The sequence below is a fragment of the Massilia timonae CCUG 45783 genome (assembly GCF_000315425.1).
GTDB lineage: Bacteria > Pseudomonadota > Gammaproteobacteria > Burkholderiales > Burkholderiaceae_D > Telluria > Telluria timonae.
Genome location: NZ_JH992926.1, coordinates 244,189 through 262,765 on the forward strand (window position 1 = coordinate 244,189; position 18,577 = coordinate 262,765).

The following is an 18,577-nucleotide window of genomic DNA, read 5'->3' on the forward strand; positions in this document are numbered from 1 at the left end:
GGCAAAGGTGGGACAATGTGTCCAATGTTCTTCGGCGACCGTTGGCATTACAGTAGCATGTTCTCCTTCCATGTAACGTTAGATACCTAGCATGATTCCTAAAATTGTCCGCCGCGGACTCCCATTACTTCCGCTTGCAGCGCTGGCCGGCTGCAACACGGTCGTCATGAATCCCACCGGCGATATTGCGAAGCAGCAGGCCGATCTGATCACCATATCGGTTGTGCTGATGTTGTTGATCATCGTCCCTGTGATGATCCTGACTGTCCTGTTCGCCTGGCGCTATCGCAAGAACGCCAACGCGAAGTACGAACCCGATTGGGACCACTCGACCAAGCTCGAGCTCATCATCTGGGGCGCTCCGCTCCTGATCATCATCGTCCTTGGCCTGATCACCTGGGTCAGCACCCACAAGCTCGATCCTTACCGTCCGCTCGAACGCCTGGACGAACACCGTCCGATCCCGGCATCGACCAAGCCGCTCGAAGTGCAGGTCGTGGCGCTGGACTGGAAATGGCTGTTCATCTATCCGGAGCAGGGCATCGCCTCGGTCAACCAGCTGGTGACCCCGATCGACACCCCGGTGCGCTTCAAGATCACCGCCTCGACCGTGATGAACACCTTCTATATCCCGACCCTGGCCGGCATGATCTATGCGATGCCGGGCATGGAGACGGAACTGAACGCGGTCCTGAACAAGACCGGTGACTACCGCGGCCTGTCGGCCAACTTCAGCGGCGACGGTTTCTCGCACATGAAGTTCGCCTATAAAGGCGTCACCAACGAAGAGTTCAACACCTGGGTGCAGGAAATGAAGGCCAATCCGGCCGTCCTCGATCGCGCCGACTACCTGGTGCTGGAAAAGCCGACCGCCAAGGAGCCTGTGCGCCACTATGGCCAGGTCGAGCCGGCGCTGTTCAACCGTGTCGTCAACCGCTGCGTGGCGGAAGGCAGCATGTGCATGAACCAGCAGATGCACGAAGACGAGAAGCGCAACCAGATGGCCGCCGCCATCCGCCAGCAATCGCAGGGCGGGAAGTCGCAGTTGGCGGAAGCGCTGGAAATGTGCGTCGCTCCTATTAATACCTTGATGAAGTAATCATGCAAGAATCATTCGACTTGACGAAGTTCATCTTCGGTCGGCTGGGCTGGGACGCGATCCCGCTCCATGAGCCGATTCTGATCGCTACCTTCGCAGGCGTGATCGTCGGCGGCCTGGCCCTCGTGGCCATCCTGTCGTACTTCCGCCTGTGGGGCACCCTGTGGAAGGACTGGATCACCAGTATCGACCACAAGAAAATCGGGATCATGTACATGATCCTGGGCCTGATCATGCTGCTGCGCGGCTTCGCCGACGCCCTGATGATGCGCGCCCAGCAGGCGATCGCCTTCGGCGACAACGCCGGCTTCCTGCCGCCGCACCACTACGACCAGATCTTCACCGCCCACGGCGTGATCATGATCTTCTTCGTGGCGATGCCGTTCGTGACGGGCCTGATGAACTACGTGGTGCCGCTGCAGATCGGCGCGCGCGACGTGGCCTTCCCGTTTCTGAACAACTTCTCGTTCTGGATGACCACCATGGGCGCCGTGCTGATCATGGCATCGCTGTTCGTGGGTGAGTTCGCACGCACCGGCTGGCTGGCGTATCCGCCGCTGTCGGGCATCCTGGCAAGTCCGGGTGTCGGCGTCGACTACTACATCTGGGCGCTGCAGATCGCGGGTGTCGGCACGACCCTGTCGGGCGTCAACCTGATCGTCACCATCATCAAGATGCGCGCGCCGGGCATGGACCTGATGAAGATGCCTGTCTTCACCTGGACCTCGCTGTGCACCAACATCCTGATCGTGGTCACCTTCCCGATCCTGACCGCCGTGCTGGCCATGCTGGGCATGGACCGCCTGCTCGACACCGCGTTCTTCACGAGCGACCGTGGCGGCAACCCGATGATGTACGTCAACCTGATCTGGATCTGGGGCCACCCGGAAGTCTACATCCTGATCCTGCCGGCCTTCGGTATCTTCTCCGAAGTCGTCTCGACCTTCTGCGGCAAGCGCCTGTTCGGCTACACCTCGATGGTGTACGCGACCTGCGTCATCATGGTCCTGTCGTACCTGGTGTGGCTGCACCACTTCTTCACCATGGGTTCGGGCGCCAGCGTCAACGCGTTCTTCGGCATCACGACGATGATCATCTCGATCCCGACCGGCGCCAAGATCTTCAACTGGCTGTTCACCATGTACCGCGGTCGTATCCGCTTCGAACTGCCGATGATGTGGACCGTGTCGTTCATGCTGACCTTCGTGATCGGCGGTATGACCGGCGTCATGCTGGCCATCCCGGCGGCCGACTTCGTGCTGCACAACTCGCTGTTCCTGATCGCGCACTTCCACAACGTCATCATCGGCGGTGTCGTGTTCGGTATCTTCGCCGGTATCAACTACTGGTTCCCGAAAGCCTTCGGCTACAAGCTGGACCGTTTCTGGGGCCTGGTCTCGTTCTGGCTGTGGTCGATCGGCTTCTGGGTCGCGTTCACCCCGCCGTACATCCTGGGCTTCATGGGCTACACCCGTCGCGTCAGCCATTTCGACGATCCTTCGGTGCAGTGGCTGTTCCAGATCTCGTTCGTGGGCACCCTGATGATCGCTGGTGGTATCGCCGCGCTGCTGATGCAGGTCTATGTCAGCTTCCGTGACCGCAACACCGCTCGCCTGCGTGACTTCACCGGTGATCCGTGGGAAGGCCGTACGCTGGAATGGTCGACCTCGTCGCCCCCGCCGGACTACAACTTCGCGTTCACCCCGGTGGTGCATGACAACGACACCTTCGCCGACATGAAGAAGAACGGCTACCGTCGTCCGCTGAAGGACTTCGTGGCGATCCACATGCCGAAGAACACCGGCGCCGGTTTCGTGATCTCCGCGATCTCGTGCGTGGTCGGCTTCGGCATCATCTGGCACATGTGGGCGCTGACCGTGGCTTCCTTCGTCGTCATGATGGCCGCGATCATCATCCATACCTTCAACTACAAGCGCGACTACTACATTCCGGCCGAAGAAGTGGCCCGTACTGAAGCAGAGCGCACCCGTATGCTGGAAAGCCATGTCTGAACTTAAAGCAACTGTAACCGGCGGCAGCGTCGCCGACGACGTGAGCGGACGTTACTTCGTCCGCGACCACCACCCGGAGCAGGGCACGCTGCTGGGCTTCTGGCTCTACCTGATGAGCGACTGCCTCATCTTCGCGTCCCTGTTCGCGACCTACGCGGTGCAAGGCCGCTCGTACGCCGGCGGTCCGACCGGCGCCGAGCTGTTCGAGCTGCCGCTGATCGCGCTGAACACCGCGTTCCTGCTGGTGTCCTCGCTGACCTTCGGCTTCGCCATGATCGCCGCGCAAGCGAAGAACCTGGCCAAGACCCGCATGTGGCTGGTCGTGACCGGCATCCTGGGCCTGGCCTTCCTGTGCGTGGAAATCTATGAGTTCCAGCACCTGATCCACATGGGCGCCGGTCCGCAGCGTTCGGGCTTCCTGACCGCGTTCTTCGCGCTGGTCGGCACCCACGGCCTGCACGTGACCTTCGGCTTCATCTGGCTGGTGACCCTGTTCTTCCAGTTGGGCAAACACGGCCTGACCCCGGAGAACTTCCGTCGCCTGTCGTGCCTGTCGCTGTTCTGGCACTTCCTGGACCTGATCTGGATCTTCGTCTTCACCTTTGTCTATCTGATGGGAGTCCTGCCATGAGCGACCACCACGACCACGGCCATCATGGCCACGACGTCTACGTGACGCACTACAGCGCCAAGGACTACATGATCGGCTTCGCCCTGTCGGCGATCCTGACGATCATTCCGTTCTGGCTGGTGATGGGCAACGTGCTGGCGCCAGAGACCACCAAGTGGGTCATCCTGGCCTTCGCCGGCGTGCAGCTGATCGTGCAGATGATGTACTTCCTGCACCTCAACTCGAAGTCGGAAGGCGGCTGGAACATGATGGCCGCCATCCTGACCATCGTCATCCTGGTCATCGTGCTGGCCGGTTCAATCTGGGTCATGCATCATATGAATTCGAATATGATGCCTGGCATGGGTCCGAACAGCACCCACGACATGACCTAATGGCAGCAGTGCACGAACAGCCGGCGGCGCCGGCGCATCCTCAGCGCTCCGCCTTCGCGCGGCGCGCCCTGGCGGTGGCGGCCCTGCTGCTGTTCGTGCTGTTTGCCGGTCTGGGCACCTGGCAGGTGTTTCGCCTGCAATGGAAACTGGACCTGATCGAACGCGTCGACGCACGCGTTCATGCGGATCCCGTTGCGCCGCCCCTGGCGTCGCAATGGCCGCAAGTCTCACGCGAGTCCGATGAATACCGGCGCATACGCCTGTCGGGCCGCTATCTCTACGAATTGACCACACCGGTGCAAGCGCTGTCCGAGCTCGGCGCCGGTTTCTGGCTGCTCACGCCGTTCTGCACGGAAGAGGGCCACATCGTTCTCATCAACCGCGGTTTCATCCCGTCGAGCGGCAATATCGCGCAGCAGTACCCGGCCAACAAGGCCGCTGGCGACCCGTGCGCGGCCGCCGCTGGCACGCCGGTCGCGGTCACCGGCCTGCTGCGCATCGCCGAACCGAAAAGCGGTTTCCTGCGCGACAACGACCCCGTCAACAACCGCTGGTATGCGCGCGAAGTCGGCGCCATCGCCGCCGCGCGCGGCCTCGATCCCGCGCAGGTCGCGCCGTTCTTCGTCGACGCCGGCAAGGGCCAGGACCCGAAGGACGCCCCGGAAACGGCGGTCGGCGGCCTGACCGTGATTTCTTTCCCAAATAATCACCTCGTCTACGCGCTCACTTGGTATGCTCTGGCCCTGATGGTGGCCGCCGCCACGTGGTGGGTCGCCCGCTACGAGGCCAGGCGCGGCGCCACCGACGATTGAAGCGGCCGGCGCACGCCGAACCGCCGCACGGACCGCAGCACCGACCGCAGCTCAGATATAACGGGTTTTGATGCAATCTCCGCTGGATTTCTTCGCCAGGGCGGCGCGCTCGTCGCCGTCCGCCGCCGCCGCCAACGTCGAGTTCGCGGCCGGCCACAAGAACATGCTGCAGCTGATCGAGCTGCGCTGGATCGCCGTCATCGGCCAGATCACCACCATCGCCTCGGCGATCCTGATCTTCCGCATCGAGCTGCCGCTGGTGCACATGCTGCAGGTGCTGGCCTGCCTGATCGCCTTCAACGTCGCCAGCCACCTGCGCTGGCACGAGCGGCGCCCGGTGTCGAACGGCGAGATGTTCCTGGCGATCCTGGTCGACGTCTCCAGCCTCACCGTGCTGCTGTACCTGTCGGGCGGCACCACCAATCCGTTCGCCTTCCTCTACCTGCTGCAGGTGATCGTCTCGGCCGTGCTGCTCGACGTGCTGTGGACCTGGAGCATCGTGCTGGTCACGATCGCCTGCATGGCCGGCCTGGCCATCTATGCCCAGCCGCTCGCGCTGCCGTTCGACCATGCGCGCGGCATCGGCAGCCTGTACGTGCAGGGCCTGCTGGTGTGCTTCGCGCTCAACGCCGCGCTGCTGGTGATGTTCATCTCGCGCATCTCGGACAATGTGCGCGACAAGGCCACCCAGCTGGCCGCGCTGCGCCAGCGCGCGGCCGAGGAAGAGCATATCGTGCGCATGGGCCTGCTCGCCAGCGGCGCCGCCCACGAGCTGGGCACGCCGCTGTCGACGGTCTCGGTGATCCTGGGCGACTGGAAGCGCATGCCGGCCTTCCGCGACGACCCCGAACTGCTCGAAGAGCTGACCGAGATGCAGACCCAGCTCAAGCGCTGCAAGGCCATCGTCAGCGGCATCCTGCTGTCGGCCGGCGAGGCGCGCGGCGAGTCGGCCGAACGCACCACGGTCAGCCGCTTCCTCGACGAGCTGGCCGAAGGGTGGGAGGCCAGCCGTCACGTGCGCACCTTCATCTACAATAACCGGATCGCCGAAGACCTGCCGGTGGCGAGCGACTCGGCGCTGCGCCAGACGGTCGACAACCTGCTCGACAACGCACTCGAGGCCTCGCCCGACTGGGTCTATATGGATGCCCACATCGACGAGCGCACCCTGGTGCTGACCGTGTTCGACCGCGGCCCGGGCTTCGCGCCCAGCATGCTGGCCCACTTCGGCAAGCCGTATCACTCGACCAAGGGCAAGCCCGGCGGCGGGCTGGGGCTGTTCCTGGCGGTGAACGTCGTGCGCAAGCTCGGCGGCACGGTCACGGCGCGCAACCGGCGCCACGACGAAGGCGGCGGGGCCGAGGTGTCCGTGCGCCTGCCCCTGGCCGCGATCGAACTAGAGGAAACAGACGATGCAGAATCCTGAGCCGCTGCTGCTCATCATCGAAGACGACGAAGCCTTCGCCCGCACCCTGAGCCGCTCCTTCGAGCGGCGCGGCTACCGCGTGCTGGGCGCCACGGGTCATGACGAGGCGCAAGCCCTGCTGGCCCACCACAACCCCGGCTACGCCGTGGTCGACCTGAAACTCAAGGGCAATACCTCGGGCCTGGCCTGCGTGCAGCTGCTGCACGAGCACGACCCGGACATGCTGATCGTGGTGCTGACGGGCTTTGCCAGCATCGCCACCGCGGTCGAGGCGATCAAGCTGGGCGCCGTGCAATACCTGGCCAAGCCGTCCGACGCCGACGACATCGAAGCCGCTTTCGGCCACGTGGCCGGCAGCACCGACGTCGAGGTCACCAATCGCTCGACCTCGATCAAGACGCTGGAGTGGGAGCGCATTCACGCGGTGCTGGCCGAGACCGATTTCAATATCTCGGAGGCGGCGCGGCGCCTGGGCATGCACCGACGCACGCTGGCGCGCAAGCTCGAAAAGCAGCGGGTCAAGTAGGTGCGTACCCCCATGGCCATGCTGGGCCTGGTGCTCGCCCTGGGCGGCTGTGGCCGCAGCGATACCGCAGCCGATGCAAGCGTGGCTGCCGCCGGCGCGCCGTCACCGGCCCGGATCGAGGCCGGACGCAAACTGTTCGCGCGCTGCGCCGGCTGCCACCAGATCGGGCCGAATGCGGGCACCATCTTCGGACCGCACCTCAATGACGTGCTCGGCCGCAAGGCGGGCGGCGTGGCCGGCTACGCCTATTCGCCGGCGCTGAAGGCGTCGACGCTGGTGTGGGACGAACGCAACCTGGCCGCGTTCATTCGCGATTCGGAGGCGGTGGTGCCCGGCAACAAGATGCGCTTCATGAACTTCATGAGCGAACAACAGGCAAGCGACATCGTCGCCTACCTGGCCACGCAGGGCAGTCGCGAGGGCCGCTAGCCCAGCTTGCTGAGCGCGAACGCGGCGAGAAAGCCGGCGGCCACGATCAGGCCGGCGAAGTCATGGGTCTCGTCGAACGCTTCGGGAATCATGGTGTCGACCACCATTGCCAGCACGCCGCCGGCGGCCACGGCGGTGGTCGCGGCCAGCATTTCGGGCGGAAAGCGGTGAAACACCGTGTAGCCGAGCAGGGACGCCAGCCCCGACGCCACGGCGATGCCGGTCCAGACACCATAGATATGGGCCGCCGAGCGGCCCGCATGGCGCATGCCGGATGCGCTCGACAGGCCTTCCGGCAGGTTGGACAGGAACACCGCCGCGACCACCGCCACGCTGACGCCTTTGCCGCCCAGCAGCGACAAGCCGATCACGATCGATTCCGGGATGCCGTCGAGCAGGGCGCCGACGGCGAGGGCGGCGCCGCTGCCTTCCTGCCGCGCGACCGTCAGGCGCGCCGCCGAGCGTTTGCGATGGCGTGCGCCTTTTCGCGCCAGCCACCAGTTCGCGGCGGTGTAGAACAGGGCGCCGAGCAGGAAGCCGCCCGCGGTGGAAGCGAAACCGCCGGTCTCGATCGCCTCGTCCATCAATTCGAACGACAGGGCCGAGATCAGCACGCCGCTGCCGAAGGCCATGACGGCCGCGACCAGCCGTTGCGGCACCTTGAAACGCACGCCGATGAAGGCGCCCAGGAGCAGGGCGGCGCCCGCCAGCAATCCCCAGCATCCTGCCTGTAGCCACCCCGGCAATGTCTCCAAAGCACCTCCAAATATTTCATCCATGATAATATTTTCGCGCACATATGGTGCGCACGAACGACTGAACAAAGGGATTCCCACCTTGACCGGCGGGTAGGGTCGCCTATCGCCTGTCTGTACATTCGCACAAATAGGGTTGCCACGATTATATTTTTCGTGCAGTATAGCTGTGTGGCAACCGGTAGCGTCCGGATGCCCGATCAGCGATGAGGCGGCTCAACCCGTTTCTTTTCGCCCCCCGCGTCCGTCGGGGGGCATTTTTCGATACGCGGCGCAGCGTTCCCACATCTGCCGCGTCTGGCGCTCCCCGCGCCGAATCGGACCATCGTGCCTGCGCGGCTCCCTGCCGCCGGTTGGCGCGTCCCACCGGAGGATTGGATGAGCGAGCTGCTTTCACTCACGCATGCGCTGGCCTGGCCGCTGGCGCTGACGCTGGCCTGGATGACGGGCGAACTGCTGTACCGCTGGGCCAACGTGCCGCGTATTTCCATCTATGGCTTGTGCGGCTTCGTGTTCGGCAACCTGTCGAGCGGCTATCTGCCCCCGGCCCAGGCCGACAATTTCATGATGCTGGCCAACCTCGGTTTCGGCCTGATGCTGTTCGAGCTCGGCTACCGCATCAACCTGCGCTGGCTGCGCACCAATCCCTGGCTGCTGCTCACCTCGGTGCTGGAAGCCGGCCTGACCTGGGCCGCGGTGTATTACGTCTCGCGCATCTGCGGCCTCGCCGTGCTGCCGGCCTGCCTGCTGGCGGCCCTGGCCATGGCCAGCTCGCCGGCCGGCCTGCTGCGCATCGTCAACGAGCAGGGCGGCGGGGGCCAGGTGACCGAGCGCGCCATGCACCTGACCGCGCTGAACTGCGTGCTGGCCGTGTTCGTGTTCAACGTGACGGTGGGCTTCGGCGTGTTCCAGACCTCGGGCGACGTGGTCCACGCCAGCTGGACCGGCCTGGTGGTGCTGGCGGCATCCAGCGGCCTGGGCGCGGCGCTGGGCTGGCTGCTGCCGCTGTGGCAGCGCGTGGCCGGCCACGTGCGCAGCAATTCGACCCTGACGTTCGCGGTGTTCGTGTTCCTGCTGGTGGCGATCACCCATGTGCTGAAACTGTCGCCGGTGCTGGCGGCGCTGACCTTCGGCCTGGTGGCGCGCCACCGCCGCGTCACCCTGAGCCCGGCCCAGCGCAATTTCGGCGCCCTGGGCGACCTGCTCACCGTGCTGCTGTTCTTCTTTGTCGCCACCACCATCGCCTGGCAGCCGACCGCCGAAGGCCTGATGCTGGGCCTGTTGCTGCTGCTGGTGCGCGCGCTGGTGAAAGTGGCGGTCTGCACCGCCACCGCGCGGGTGTCGGGCATTTCGGCGCGCAAGGGCGCGCTGACCGGGGTGGCGATCATGCCGCTGACGGTGTTCGCCATCATCCTGATCGAGCAGACCCGGCGCTCGGGCGTCGACCTGTTCGACACCCTGGCGCCGCTGGCGCCGCTGGCCGCGATGGCCATGATTCTCGAGGTGCTGGCGCCGATCCTGACCCAGATCGCGCTGACCGGCGCGCGCGAGTCGGGCTTTGCCAAATCTAAGAATGTCGTGAAGGAGGACAAGGATGCCGCTGCCTGAATTTGCGCGCTCGGAACCGCTGACCATGGGCGTCGAGCTGGAGTTGCAGCTCGTCGGCCTGTCGGATTTCGACCTGGCCCCGGCCTCGCCGGACATGCTCGACCTGCTGGCGCGCGCGCCTTTCCCGGGCGCCGTCACGCCCGAGATCACCGAGAGCATGATCGAGATTAACAGCAGCATCCACACCGGCTACGCGCCGCTGGTGGACGAGCTGCGCCTGATCCGCGACACCCTGCTGCGCGCGGGCGACCGCCTGAACGTGGGCGTGTGCGGCGGCGGCACCCATCCGTTCCAGCAATGGACCGAGCGCCGCATCTACGAAAAGCCGCGTTTTCGCGAAGTGTCGGCGCTGTACGGCTACCTGGCCAAGCAGTTCACCGTGTTCGGCCAGCACGTGCACATCGGTTGCGGCAGCGGCGACAACGCCCTGTTCCTGCTGCACGCGCTGAACCGCTACATCCCGCACTTCATCGCGCTGTCGGCCTCGTCGCCCTTCCTGCAGGGCAGCGACACCCAGTTCCACTCCTCGCGCCTGAATTCGGTGTTCGCCTTCCCGCTGTCGGGCCGCGCGCCATTCCTGCTGAAGTGGGAGGACTTCGAGCGCGATTACTTCAAGCGCATGGAAGACACCGGCATCGTGCGCAGCATGAAGGACTTCTACTGGGACCTGCGCCCCAAGCCGGAATACGGCACCATCGAGCTGCGCGTCTGCGACACCCCGCTCACGGTCGAGCATGCCGCGGCCCTGGCGGCCTACCTGCAAGCCCTGTGCAGCTACCTGCTGGCGGGTGACGAAGCGCCGCCGCGCGAGGACGATTACCTGGTCTACAACTACAACCGCTTCCAGGCCTGCCGCTTCGGGCTGGACGGCAATATCGTGCTGCCGCAGGAGCACCAGCAAGTTAGCCTGCGCGACGATATCCTGGCCACCCTGGCGCGCATTGCCGCGCATGCCGAGCAGCTCGGCTCCAGCGCCGCGCTGGCCCATCTGGCCCGGGTGACGAAGGCGGTCGGCGACGCCGAACAGCTGCGCATCGTGCATGAGCACGAGGGCAGCGTGGAAGCGATGGTCAATCTGGCGCTAGGGAAATTCCGCGGCGAGGTGTAGACGCTAGGATTGGCTCAGCGGGATCTTGCCCGCCGCCTCATCCGCATCCAGGCGGGCGATGAGGGTCGCCAGGTCCTGTTCCAGGCGCAATAGGGTCGCTTCATCCAGCGTCGCCAGCGCGCTCGGCAGCACACCGGCCGCCGGGCCGGGGACGCGGCGCAGCACTTCCTGACCGGCCGGCAAGATGCGCAGCGCGACGTTGCGCCGGTCCGCGCCTTCGCGCGCCGCCGCCACATAGCCGCGCTCGACCAGGCCGCGCACCAGGTTGCTGGCGGTCGACTGGTGGATGTCCATCGCGCGCCCCAGGCTGGTGGCGCCGATGCCCGGCTGGCTCTCGATCACCGACAGCGCCCAGACCTGGGCCCCGCCCAGGCCGGCGTCGCGCTCGAGCTGGCGAAAATGCGTCTTGACGGCATTGAAGACGATACGAAACTGACGCAGCACGCGCTGCGGCGGGGCGTCGCTGGGTGCGGGCAGGGATTCTGGATGGGGTTCGTGCGGCATGGGCGAGATGATAATGCAACAGGCCGCATAGCGGGGCCGGCCGCACCGTTTTTTTGGGTCCGGGATTCACCCTAAACCGCTGTTCTGCGCTAGCATCGATTCATGCGCAACGCATCCGCCAGCCCTGGTGTTCCGGAACGCGGCCTGTCTCGGGCCGCGATAGGCACCTGCCTGCTCGGCCTGGTGCTCACGTCGCTGCTGTGCGGCACCGTGCGCAAGATGGAATACGACCGTGCCCATGCCGAATTCGACCAGCGCGCCGTGGTGCGGGTCGCGGCCGTCACCCGCGCCTTCGCCGAGGCCACCGACGCCGCGCGCGCCGTCAACCTGTTCTTCCGCGCCTCGACCGAGATCACGCGCGCCGAGTTCGACGCCTTCGCCCAGCCGCTGGTGGCGCGCCACGGCTACCTGCAGGCGCTGGTGTTCCAGCGCTTCGTCAGCCATGGCGAGCGGGCCGCCTTCGAGGCCGAGCGGCGCGCGTTCTGGCCCGGCTTCGAGATCCGCGAACGCCTCAAGACCGGCGCGTCCGTTCTGGTTCGGGCAAGCATGCGCTGGCGCTACCTGGTGAACGACTACGTGGCGCCGATCGTCGGCAATGAGGTCATCTTCGGCTACGACACCTGGTCCAACGCGCCGCAACGGGTGTATACCCAACGTGCGATCGACACCGGCGAGCCGGCCGCCAGCCCCATCGTCGACTTGCTGCAGGGCGGCGGCACCCGCCACGGGATCCTGATCCTCCTGCCGGTTTACCGGCCCGGCACCCAGCCTTTGGCGCCGCCGGAGCGGCGCGCGGCCGTGGTCGGCACCACCGAGGTGGTGATCGACGTCGCCCAGCTGGTGGGCGGCACCCTGGAATCGGTGCGCCTGCTGGACGACGACAATTTCGCGCTGTCGCTGCGCGGTCCCGACGCCCTCGGCAACCTGGTCACCGCCTACCAGCACGGCAGCCTGGCCACTCCGGAGGGTTGGTGGGAGCGCCTGCTGGACGGCATGAGCCTGCGCCACGTGGAAGAGTTCGAGATCGCCGGCAGTCCATGGCAGGTGGTGGTCGAGGAACAACCGCTGGCGCTGGGCAACCACATGGCCGAGCTGGTGGCCATGGTGCTGGGGCTGATCCTGAGTTTCGCCGCCGCCGGCCTGGTGCAGCAGCGGGTGGCGCGTACGCGCCGCATCGAGGCCCTGGTCGAGCAGCGCACCGCGGCGCTCGAGCGCGCGACCGGCTCGCTGCGGCTGTACGAGCGCGCGATGGAGGCCAGCGCCAATCCGATCCTGCTGGTCGACGCACAACAGCCGGGCTACCCGATCGAATACGCCAACCCGGCCTGCGAGCGCACCTTCGGCTATCCGGCGCGCGAACTGGCCGGCCAGCCCCTCAAGCTGCTCGCCGGCCTGGACGCCGACCAGCCGTCAGTGGAAGAACTGCGGCGCGCGCTGCATCAGCAGCGCGAGGAACACGCGCTGATCACGGCCCACACCCGCGACGGGGTGGAGCTGATCAGCGACGTCTACGTGGCGCCGGTGCGCCGCGCCGACGGCCAGGCCGGACATTTCGTGGTCACCGTCTACGACGTCACCACCGCCAAGCGCTACGAAGCCGAGCTCGAACGCCATGCCCACTACGACACGCTCACCGGCCTGGCCAACCGGTCCTTGCTGTCCGACCGCATCGAGCGCGCCACCGCCAATGCCGGCGGCATGCCGGTATGGACCGTGCTGCTCGACTTCGACCACTTCAAGCTGATCAACGACACCCTCGGCCGGCGCGCCGGCGACGAGGCGCTGCGCATGCTCGCGGCGCGCATCAAGGGCGCGCTGCGGCCGGTGGACACCGCGGCCCGGGTCGGCGGCGACGACTTCGTGCTGGTGCTGGTCGGCGTGGCCGACGAGCGCCAGGCCGCGGCCCGCATCCAGCAGGTGCGCGAGGCGGTGAGCGAACCGATCCACCTGGCCGGCCAGCGCCTGGTGCTCAGCTGCAGCGCCGGCGTGGCGGCGTTCCCGGTCGACGGGCTGGACGCCGACACCCTGGTCAAGCACGCCGAGATCGCGATGTACCGCGCCAAGGCCATCGGCCGCAACGGCGTGCAGTTCTACGCGCCGCACATGAACGCCCAGGCCTTCGACCGCCTGGCCCTGGAGAGCGCGCTGCGCCATGCGCTGCAGGAAGACCAGTTCGAGCTGCATTTCCAGCCGCAGGTCGACCTGGCCACCGGCTGCGTGGTCGGCAACGAGGCGCTGATCCGCTGGCGCCATCCGCTGCTGGGCACGGTGCGCCCCGACCGCTTCATCGCCCTGGCCGAAGAGACCGGCCTGATCGTGCCGATCGGCGCCTGGGTGCTGCGCACCGCCTGCCGCCAGAACCGGCGCTGGCAGCGCGCCGGCCTGGGGCCGCTGCGCATCGCGGTCAACCTGTCGGCGCGCCAGTTCGCCGAGCCGGACCTGGTCGACACCGTGGCCCAGGTGCTGGTCGAGACCGGGCTGGCGCCGGCTTCGCTCGAGATCGAGCTGACCGAAAGCATGATGATGGCCGACGCCGACGCCGCCATCCGCACCATGGAATGCCTCAAGCGCATGGGCGTCAAGCTGTCCATCGACGATTTCGGCACCGGCTATTCGAGCCTGCAATACCTCAAGCGCCTGCCGGTGGACGTGCTCAAGATCGACCGCTCCTTCGTGCAGGACATCGTGGGCAACCCGGACGGCGCGGCCCTGGTCGACGCCATCATCTCGCTGGCGCACGGCCTGCGCATGCAGGTGATCGCCGAAGGGGTGGAGACGATCGAGCAGCTCGACTACCTGCGCGGCTGCGGCTGCGACGAGGTCCAGGGCCACGTCTACAGCCGGCCGCAGCCGGCCACGCGGGTCGAGGCGCTGCTGCGCGCGGGGAGGGTGGAGCCGGCTGCCAGCACCGCCTAGGCCGCTCGCGTCAGCGCGCGTCCCGTGCCGTCGCGGCGGTCGCGGTCAGCTATACTTGCCCACATTGTTACCTTGATCAGGGCAGGAATAGCGAGTGGACCAGAAACAGAACAACGAGAACACGGAAACCGCGGACAGCGCGCCCACCGTGCAACAACGCATCAAGCAAGTCTCGCGGCGCCTCGCCCGGCGCCTGCTGGCCGGCGCCTCGACCCGGGCCGGCGCCCTCAAGAGCGGCGCCCATGCGCGCCTGCACGGCCGGCCGCTGCCGGTCAAACTGGCGCTGATCTCGCTCTGGAGCCTGGCCGCCGGCCTGATGGCGATCCTGGCCTGGCTCCTGATCCTGATCCCGTTCACCCCCGGCATCGACGACCTGGAACAGGTCAGCCGCTCGCGCCCGACCGTGATCCTGGACGCCGGCGGGCGGCCGCTCGGCACCTTCGAGAAAGGCCTGCAGGAACGCGTCAGGCTGTCGCAGGTTTCGCCGCACGTGGTCGAGGCGCTGATCTCGACCGAGGACCACCGCTTCTACCAGCACCACGGCGTCGACTTCAAGCGCGTGGCCGGCGCGCTGTGGGCCAGCCTCAAGGGCGACCCGCAGGGCGGCTCGACCATCACCCAGCAGCTGGCGCGCAATATGTTCCCGCAAGAGATCGGCCGCGCGCGCAGCGTGAACCGCAAGATGAAGGAACTGATCACCGCGATCAAGATCGAGAACACCTACAGCAAGACCCAGATCCTCGAAGCCTACCTGAACACCGTGCCTTTCCTGTACAACGCCTACGGCATCGAGATGGCGGCGCGCACCTATTTCGGCAAGCCGGCTTCCCGGCTCGACGTGCTGGAGTCGGCGACCCTGGTCGGCATGCTCAAGGGCACCCATTACTACAATCCGGTGGCCAATCCCGAGCGCTCGCTGGCGCGCCGCAACGTGGTGCTGGGCCAGATGCGCAAGCATGGCGCCTTCGACGACAAGCGCTACGCGCAACTGGTCAAGCGCCCATTGCGCCTGCGCTTCGCGCGCCTGCCCGACCGCAGCGGCAAGGACGACCATTTCACCCATCACGTGCGCAAGTGGCTGCTCGACTGGGCCGACGAGAACGACTACAACCTGCAGCTGGACGGCCTGGTGGTGCGCACCACGCTCGACCCGGAACTGCAGGCGGCGGCCGAGCGCGCGGTGCGGCGCCAGGCCGACATCCTGCAGGCGATCGCCGACGTCGAATGGGCCAACCCCAACGTGCCGCGTTCGACCGCCACCGCCACCTATACCGCGATCCGCCCGAACATCGCCCCGTTCTCCTACTACTGGATCACCAATGCGCGCGTGCTGGACGCTTTCGTGCGCGAGAGCGGCGCCTACCGCAACGCGGTCGAGGAGGGCGAGGAACCGGCCGCCGCGCTCAAGCGCCTGAAGGCCGATCGCGGCTTCATGAACGAACTCAAGAGCGCCAAGTCGCGCCTGGAAGCCGGCTTCGTCGCGGTCGACCCGGCCAGCGGCGAGGTCAAGGCCTGGGTCGGCAGCCGCGACTTCGAGCGTGACCAGTACGACCACGTGGCCCAGGCCGCACGCCAGCCGGGATCGACCTTCAAGCCCTTCGTCTACGGCGCGGCGCTCGAGCGCGGCATCCCGCCCGACCAGGCCTACCGCGACGTGGTGCTCGAATTCAAGGGCGACGACGGCAGCGTATGGAAACCCACCGACATGGACGGCAACAGCGGCCGCTCGATGCCGATGCGCGACGGCCTGGTGTTCTCGAAGAACACGATCACGGCCCAGGTGAGCCAGGATGTGGGCATCGGGCCGATCGTGCGCCTGGCCCAGGGCCTGGGCATCCGCCAGAGCCGGCTGGAGGCGGTGCCCTCGCTGGCTCTGGGCACCAGCCCGGTCACCCTGCTCGAGATGGTGAGCAGCTACGCCACCATCGCGGCCCTGGGCGAGTACCGCACGCCGATTTTCGTGCGCGCCATCGAGGACCGCGAAGGGAATGTGATCGCCGATTTCGGCGTCGGCCAGCCAGAGCGCGCGATGTCGCGCGAGTCGGCCGAAGCGCTGATCGACATGCTGCGCGGCGTCGTCACCCGCGGCACCGGCAACGGGGTGCGCAGCCGCTTCGGCATTCGCGGCGACCTGGCGGCCAAGACCGGCACCAGCCAGAACAACCAGGACGGCTGGTTCATCATGATGCACCCGAACCTGGTGGCCGGGGCCTGGGTCGGCTTCAACGACAACCGCGTCACTATCCGCAGCAGCTATTGGGGGCAGGGCGGCCACAATGCGGCGCTGGTGGTGGGCGACTTCTTCCGCGGCGCGTTCGATGCCGGCAGCCTGGACGCCCAGGCCACGCTGCCCGGCTGGCGCGCGCCGGAGCCGCGCCGCTACGTGGAGGAAGAAGAGCCCGAGGAAATCTATCTCGACGAGGCGGTGGAGGTGGCGCCGGAAGGCGGCCCCGAAGAGATCGAGATTCCCCTTCCGCTAGAGCCCAGCGAGGTCATCGAGCCGCTCGAGGCCGCGCCTATCGCGCCGCCGACCTCGGCGCCGGTCCCGGTGCCGCTTCCGCCGGAGCTGTAGCCGAGGCCGGAGCGGCGATCAGGGCCGGATCGGCCTTCAGCAGCGGATAGGGGTTGATGGCGCCGCCGGTGTCGTACACGCCGTAGTGCAGGTGCGGCGGCGTGCCCTTGGCGTTGCCCGTATCGCCGACATAGCCCAGCACCCGGCCGGCCTCGATGCGCATGCCGGGTTCGACGTCCGAATAACCATCCAGGTGGGCGTAATAGTGGCGCTGGCCGCCGGGTCCCAGCACCCAGACCACCAGGCCGCCGAGGCGGTTGGTGCCCACCCGGGTCACGATGCCCTCGGTGCTGGACACGACCGGCGTTCCGCGCCGGGCGAAGATGTCGATCCCTTCGTGCTTGCGGCCCTCGCTGCGCGTGCCGCCCCAGGTGTCGCGCAGCGCGCGTGGACGCACGCCCTCGACCGGCACCGGCAGCGCCTGGGGCTTGGGCATGGCCGCCAGGCGCATGGTGTACAGGGCGCGCTCGATGTAGGGCTCCAGCAGGCCATACGCCAGCACCAGAAAGACGGCGAGGAACAGGGTACGCAGGAGAGTGGCCATCGAGCGCCCGTCTACAGGATCGGCGTGCCGCCAGTCACGGCGATGCGCGCCCCCGAGATATAGCTCGCTTCATCGGACGCCAGCATCACGAACACCGGCGCCACCTCCTTGGGCTGGCCGGCGCGCTTCATCGGCACCTGGCTGCCGAAGTTCTCGACCTGGTCGGGCGGCATGGTCGACGGGATCAAGGGCGTCCAGATCGGGCCCGGCGCCACCGAGTTGACGCGGATGCCCTTGTCCGCCAGCAGCTGGGCCAGGCCGGCGCTGAAGTTCGCGATCGCGCCCTTGGTGGTGGCGTACGGCAGCAGGGTGGGCTTGGGATTGTCCGAGTTGATCGAGGTGGTGTTGATGATCGAGGAGCCGGGCGACATGTGCTTCACCGCGGCCTTGCAAAGGTGGAACATCGCGGTGATGTTCACCTTGAAGGTGTAGTCCCATTCGTCGTCGGGGATCTCGTCGAGCGAGTCGTGCGACATCTGGAAGGCGGCGTTGTTGACCAGCACGTCGATGCGGCCGAATTCGGCCACCGCCTTGTCGATGATGGCGCGGCAATGCGCGCGGTCGGCGATGTCACCCGGCACCAGGATCGCGCGGCGGCCGGCTTCCTCGACCAGGCGCGCCGTTTCCTTCGCGTCGTCGTGCTCGTCGAGGTAAGAGATCAGGACATCGGCGCCCTCGCGCGCGAAGGCCAGCGCCACCGCGCGACCGATGCCGCTGTCCCCGCCGGTGATCACGGTGGCCTTGTCCTGCAGCCGGCTTGATCCGCGGTAGCTCGTTTCGCCGTGGTCGGCTTGCGGGGTCAGCTCGGCTTCATGGCCGGGCGGTTGCTGCTGTTGCTTCGGAATATCCATCGTGTGCTCCATGTCTGGGTGCAAAGGGTAGGGAAATGAACGGGCAATAGAGAGCGCGGACCGGCCGGCGGCTGGTCCGCGCGATCGAACGGGAAGCGGTTCAGCGGCCGAGGTGTTCGCGCACCGCGCTGGCGCTCACGCCGACCTGGTCGACGGCGCGCTGCAGTTCCTCGCGTGTAACGCCCAGCGCGTCGGTCCAGTAACGCACCTCGTGCTCCTCGTGCATATTGATGCGGGAACGGTCCTGCTGACCGCGTTTGTTCAAGTCATCCGACATGATGTGCTCCTGATAAGACGATGAGTCACAGGGTGACAGCCTCGGGAGCCAGGTTCCGTTAGGTGCCACACGCTAGGGGGCGATCGGGGCAGGCAAGAGCGCGGCCTGGCGCGCCGGCATGCCAGGCGGCGCG

General features: G+C 66.8%; 17 protein-coding genes. 12 read left to right on the plus strand and 5 right to left on the minus strand.

The window, feature by feature from the left end; translation table 11 throughout:
* Positions 1-91: 91 nt before the first annotated feature.
* The 8 genes from cyoA (at position 92) to HMPREF9710_RS23905 (ending at position 7,309) form a co-directional block, all read left to right on the plus strand.
* The gene (cyoA, locus tag HMPREF9710_RS23870) at positions 92-1,099 is read left to right on the plus strand and encodes a ubiquinol oxidase subunit II (protein WP_005670754.1); all 1,008 of its coding nucleotides are present in this window, start codon (positions 92-94) and stop codon (positions 1,097-1,099) included.
* A 2-nt stretch (positions 1,100-1,101) separates the two neighbouring features.
* A complete protein-coding gene (gene cyoB / locus HMPREF9710_RS23875) occupies positions 1,102-3,111 on the plus strand; it encodes a cytochrome o ubiquinol oxidase subunit I (RefSeq protein ID WP_005670755.1) in 2,010 nt (669 codons plus the stop codon).
* On the plus strand, positions 3,104-3,742 hold the full coding sequence (gene cyoC, locus HMPREF9710_RS23880; protein WP_005670756.1) for a cytochrome o ubiquinol oxidase subunit III: 639 nt from the start codon (positions 3,104-3,106) through the stop codon (positions 3,740-3,742). Before cyoB ends, cyoC begins: the two co-directional genes overlap by 8 nt.
* Entirely contained in the window at positions 3,739-4,116 is a 378-nt protein-coding gene (gene cyoD / locus HMPREF9710_RS23885) for a cytochrome o ubiquinol oxidase subunit IV (protein ID WP_005670758.1), read from the plus strand. Before cyoC ends, cyoD begins: the two co-directional genes overlap by 4 nt.
* A complete protein-coding gene (locus HMPREF9710_RS23890) occupies positions 4,116-4,928 on the plus strand; it encodes an SURF1 family protein (protein WP_005670760.1) in 813 nt (270 codons plus the stop codon). Before cyoD ends, HMPREF9710_RS23890 begins: the two co-directional genes overlap by 1 nt.
* 70 nt (positions 4,929-4,998) lie before the next feature.
* On the plus strand, positions 4,999-6,354 hold the full coding sequence (locus HMPREF9710_RS23895) for an ATP-binding protein (RefSeq protein ID WP_005670761.1): 1,356 nt from the start codon (positions 4,999-5,001) through the stop codon (positions 6,352-6,354).
* Positions 6,341-6,880 (plus strand): response regulator transcription factor, encoded by a 540-nt coding sequence (locus HMPREF9710_RS23900; RefSeq protein WP_005670764.1) that lies wholly within the window; start codon positions 6,341-6,343, stop codon positions 6,878-6,880. The genes HMPREF9710_RS23895 and HMPREF9710_RS23900 overlap by 14 nt, the downstream gene beginning before the upstream one ends.
* Positions 6,881-7,309, plus strand: a complete 429-nt coding sequence (locus tag HMPREF9710_RS23905) for a c-type cytochrome (protein WP_229409925.1) — start codon at positions 6,881-6,883, stop codon at positions 7,307-7,309. It abuts the gene before it with no gap.
* On the opposite strand, the gene HMPREF9710_RS23910 is transcribed toward HMPREF9710_RS23905, so the two are convergent.
* On the minus strand, positions 7,306-8,022 hold the full coding sequence (locus tag HMPREF9710_RS23910) for a ZIP family metal transporter (protein WP_229409926.1): 717 nt from the start codon (positions 8,020-8,022) through the stop codon (positions 7,306-7,308). The genes HMPREF9710_RS23905 and HMPREF9710_RS23910 overlap by 4 nt on opposite strands.
* A 420-nt stretch (positions 8,023-8,442) precedes the next feature.
* On the opposite strand from HMPREF9710_RS23910, the gene HMPREF9710_RS23915 reads away from it, so the two are divergent.
* Both HMPREF9710_RS23915 and HMPREF9710_RS23920 read left to right on the plus strand, forming a co-directional pair.
* Positions 8,443-9,672, plus strand: a complete 1,230-nt coding sequence (locus tag HMPREF9710_RS23915; RefSeq protein ID WP_005670768.1) for a cation:proton antiporter — start codon at positions 8,443-8,445, stop codon at positions 9,670-9,672.
* Positions 9,659-10,780: a YbdK family carboxylate-amine ligase gene (locus HMPREF9710_RS23920; protein WP_005670770.1), complete on the plus strand. Its 1,122-nt coding sequence runs from the start codon at positions 9,659-9,661 to the stop codon at positions 10,778-10,780. The genes HMPREF9710_RS23915 and HMPREF9710_RS23920 overlap by 14 nt, the downstream gene beginning before the upstream one ends.
* Positions 10,781-10,783: 3 nt before the next feature.
* Here the strand turns inward: HMPREF9710_RS23920 and HMPREF9710_RS23925 are convergent, their stop codons facing one another.
* Complete coding sequence (locus HMPREF9710_RS23925; protein WP_005670771.1) at positions 10,784-11,284, minus strand: MarR family winged helix-turn-helix transcriptional regulator; 501 nt, start codon at positions 11,282-11,284, stop codon at positions 10,784-10,786.
* Between the two features lie 102 nt (positions 11,285-11,386).
* Between HMPREF9710_RS23925 and HMPREF9710_RS23930 the strand changes: the two genes are divergently transcribed.
* Positions 11,387-14,200, plus strand: a complete 2,814-nt coding sequence (locus HMPREF9710_RS23930; RefSeq protein ID WP_005670772.1) for a bifunctional diguanylate cyclase/phosphodiesterase — start codon at positions 11,387-11,389, stop codon at positions 14,198-14,200.
* Positions 14,201-14,294: 94 nt separating this feature from the next.
* Positions 14,295-16,772 carry a penicillin-binding protein 1A gene (locus HMPREF9710_RS23935; protein ID WP_005670774.1) on the plus strand — a complete coding sequence of 826 codons (2,478 nt, stop codon included), beginning with the start codon at positions 14,295-14,297 and terminating at the stop codon, positions 16,770-16,772.
* Here the strand turns inward: HMPREF9710_RS23935 and HMPREF9710_RS23940 are convergent.
* The 3 genes from HMPREF9710_RS23940 to HMPREF9710_RS27405 all read right to left on the minus strand — a co-directional run bounded on the left by HMPREF9710_RS23940 (position 16,717) and on the right by HMPREF9710_RS27405 (position 18,444).
* A complete protein-coding gene (locus HMPREF9710_RS23940) occupies positions 16,717-17,316 on the minus strand; it encodes a M23 family metallopeptidase (protein WP_005670776.1) in 600 nt (199 codons plus the stop codon). The two genes, HMPREF9710_RS23935 and HMPREF9710_RS23940, sit on opposite strands and share 56 nt — an antisense overlap.
* Positions 17,317-17,327: 11 nt before the next feature.
* Positions 17,328-18,167, minus strand: a complete 840-nt coding sequence (locus HMPREF9710_RS23945; RefSeq protein ID WP_005670778.1) for a glucose 1-dehydrogenase — start codon at positions 18,165-18,167, stop codon at positions 17,328-17,330.
* 100 nt (positions 18,168-18,267) lie between these two features.
* Complete coding sequence (locus HMPREF9710_RS27405) at positions 18,268-18,444, minus strand: DUF3606 domain-containing protein (protein ID WP_005670779.1); 177 nt, start codon at positions 18,442-18,444, stop codon at positions 18,268-18,270.
* Between the last annotated feature and the right edge of the window lie 133 nt (positions 18,445-18,577).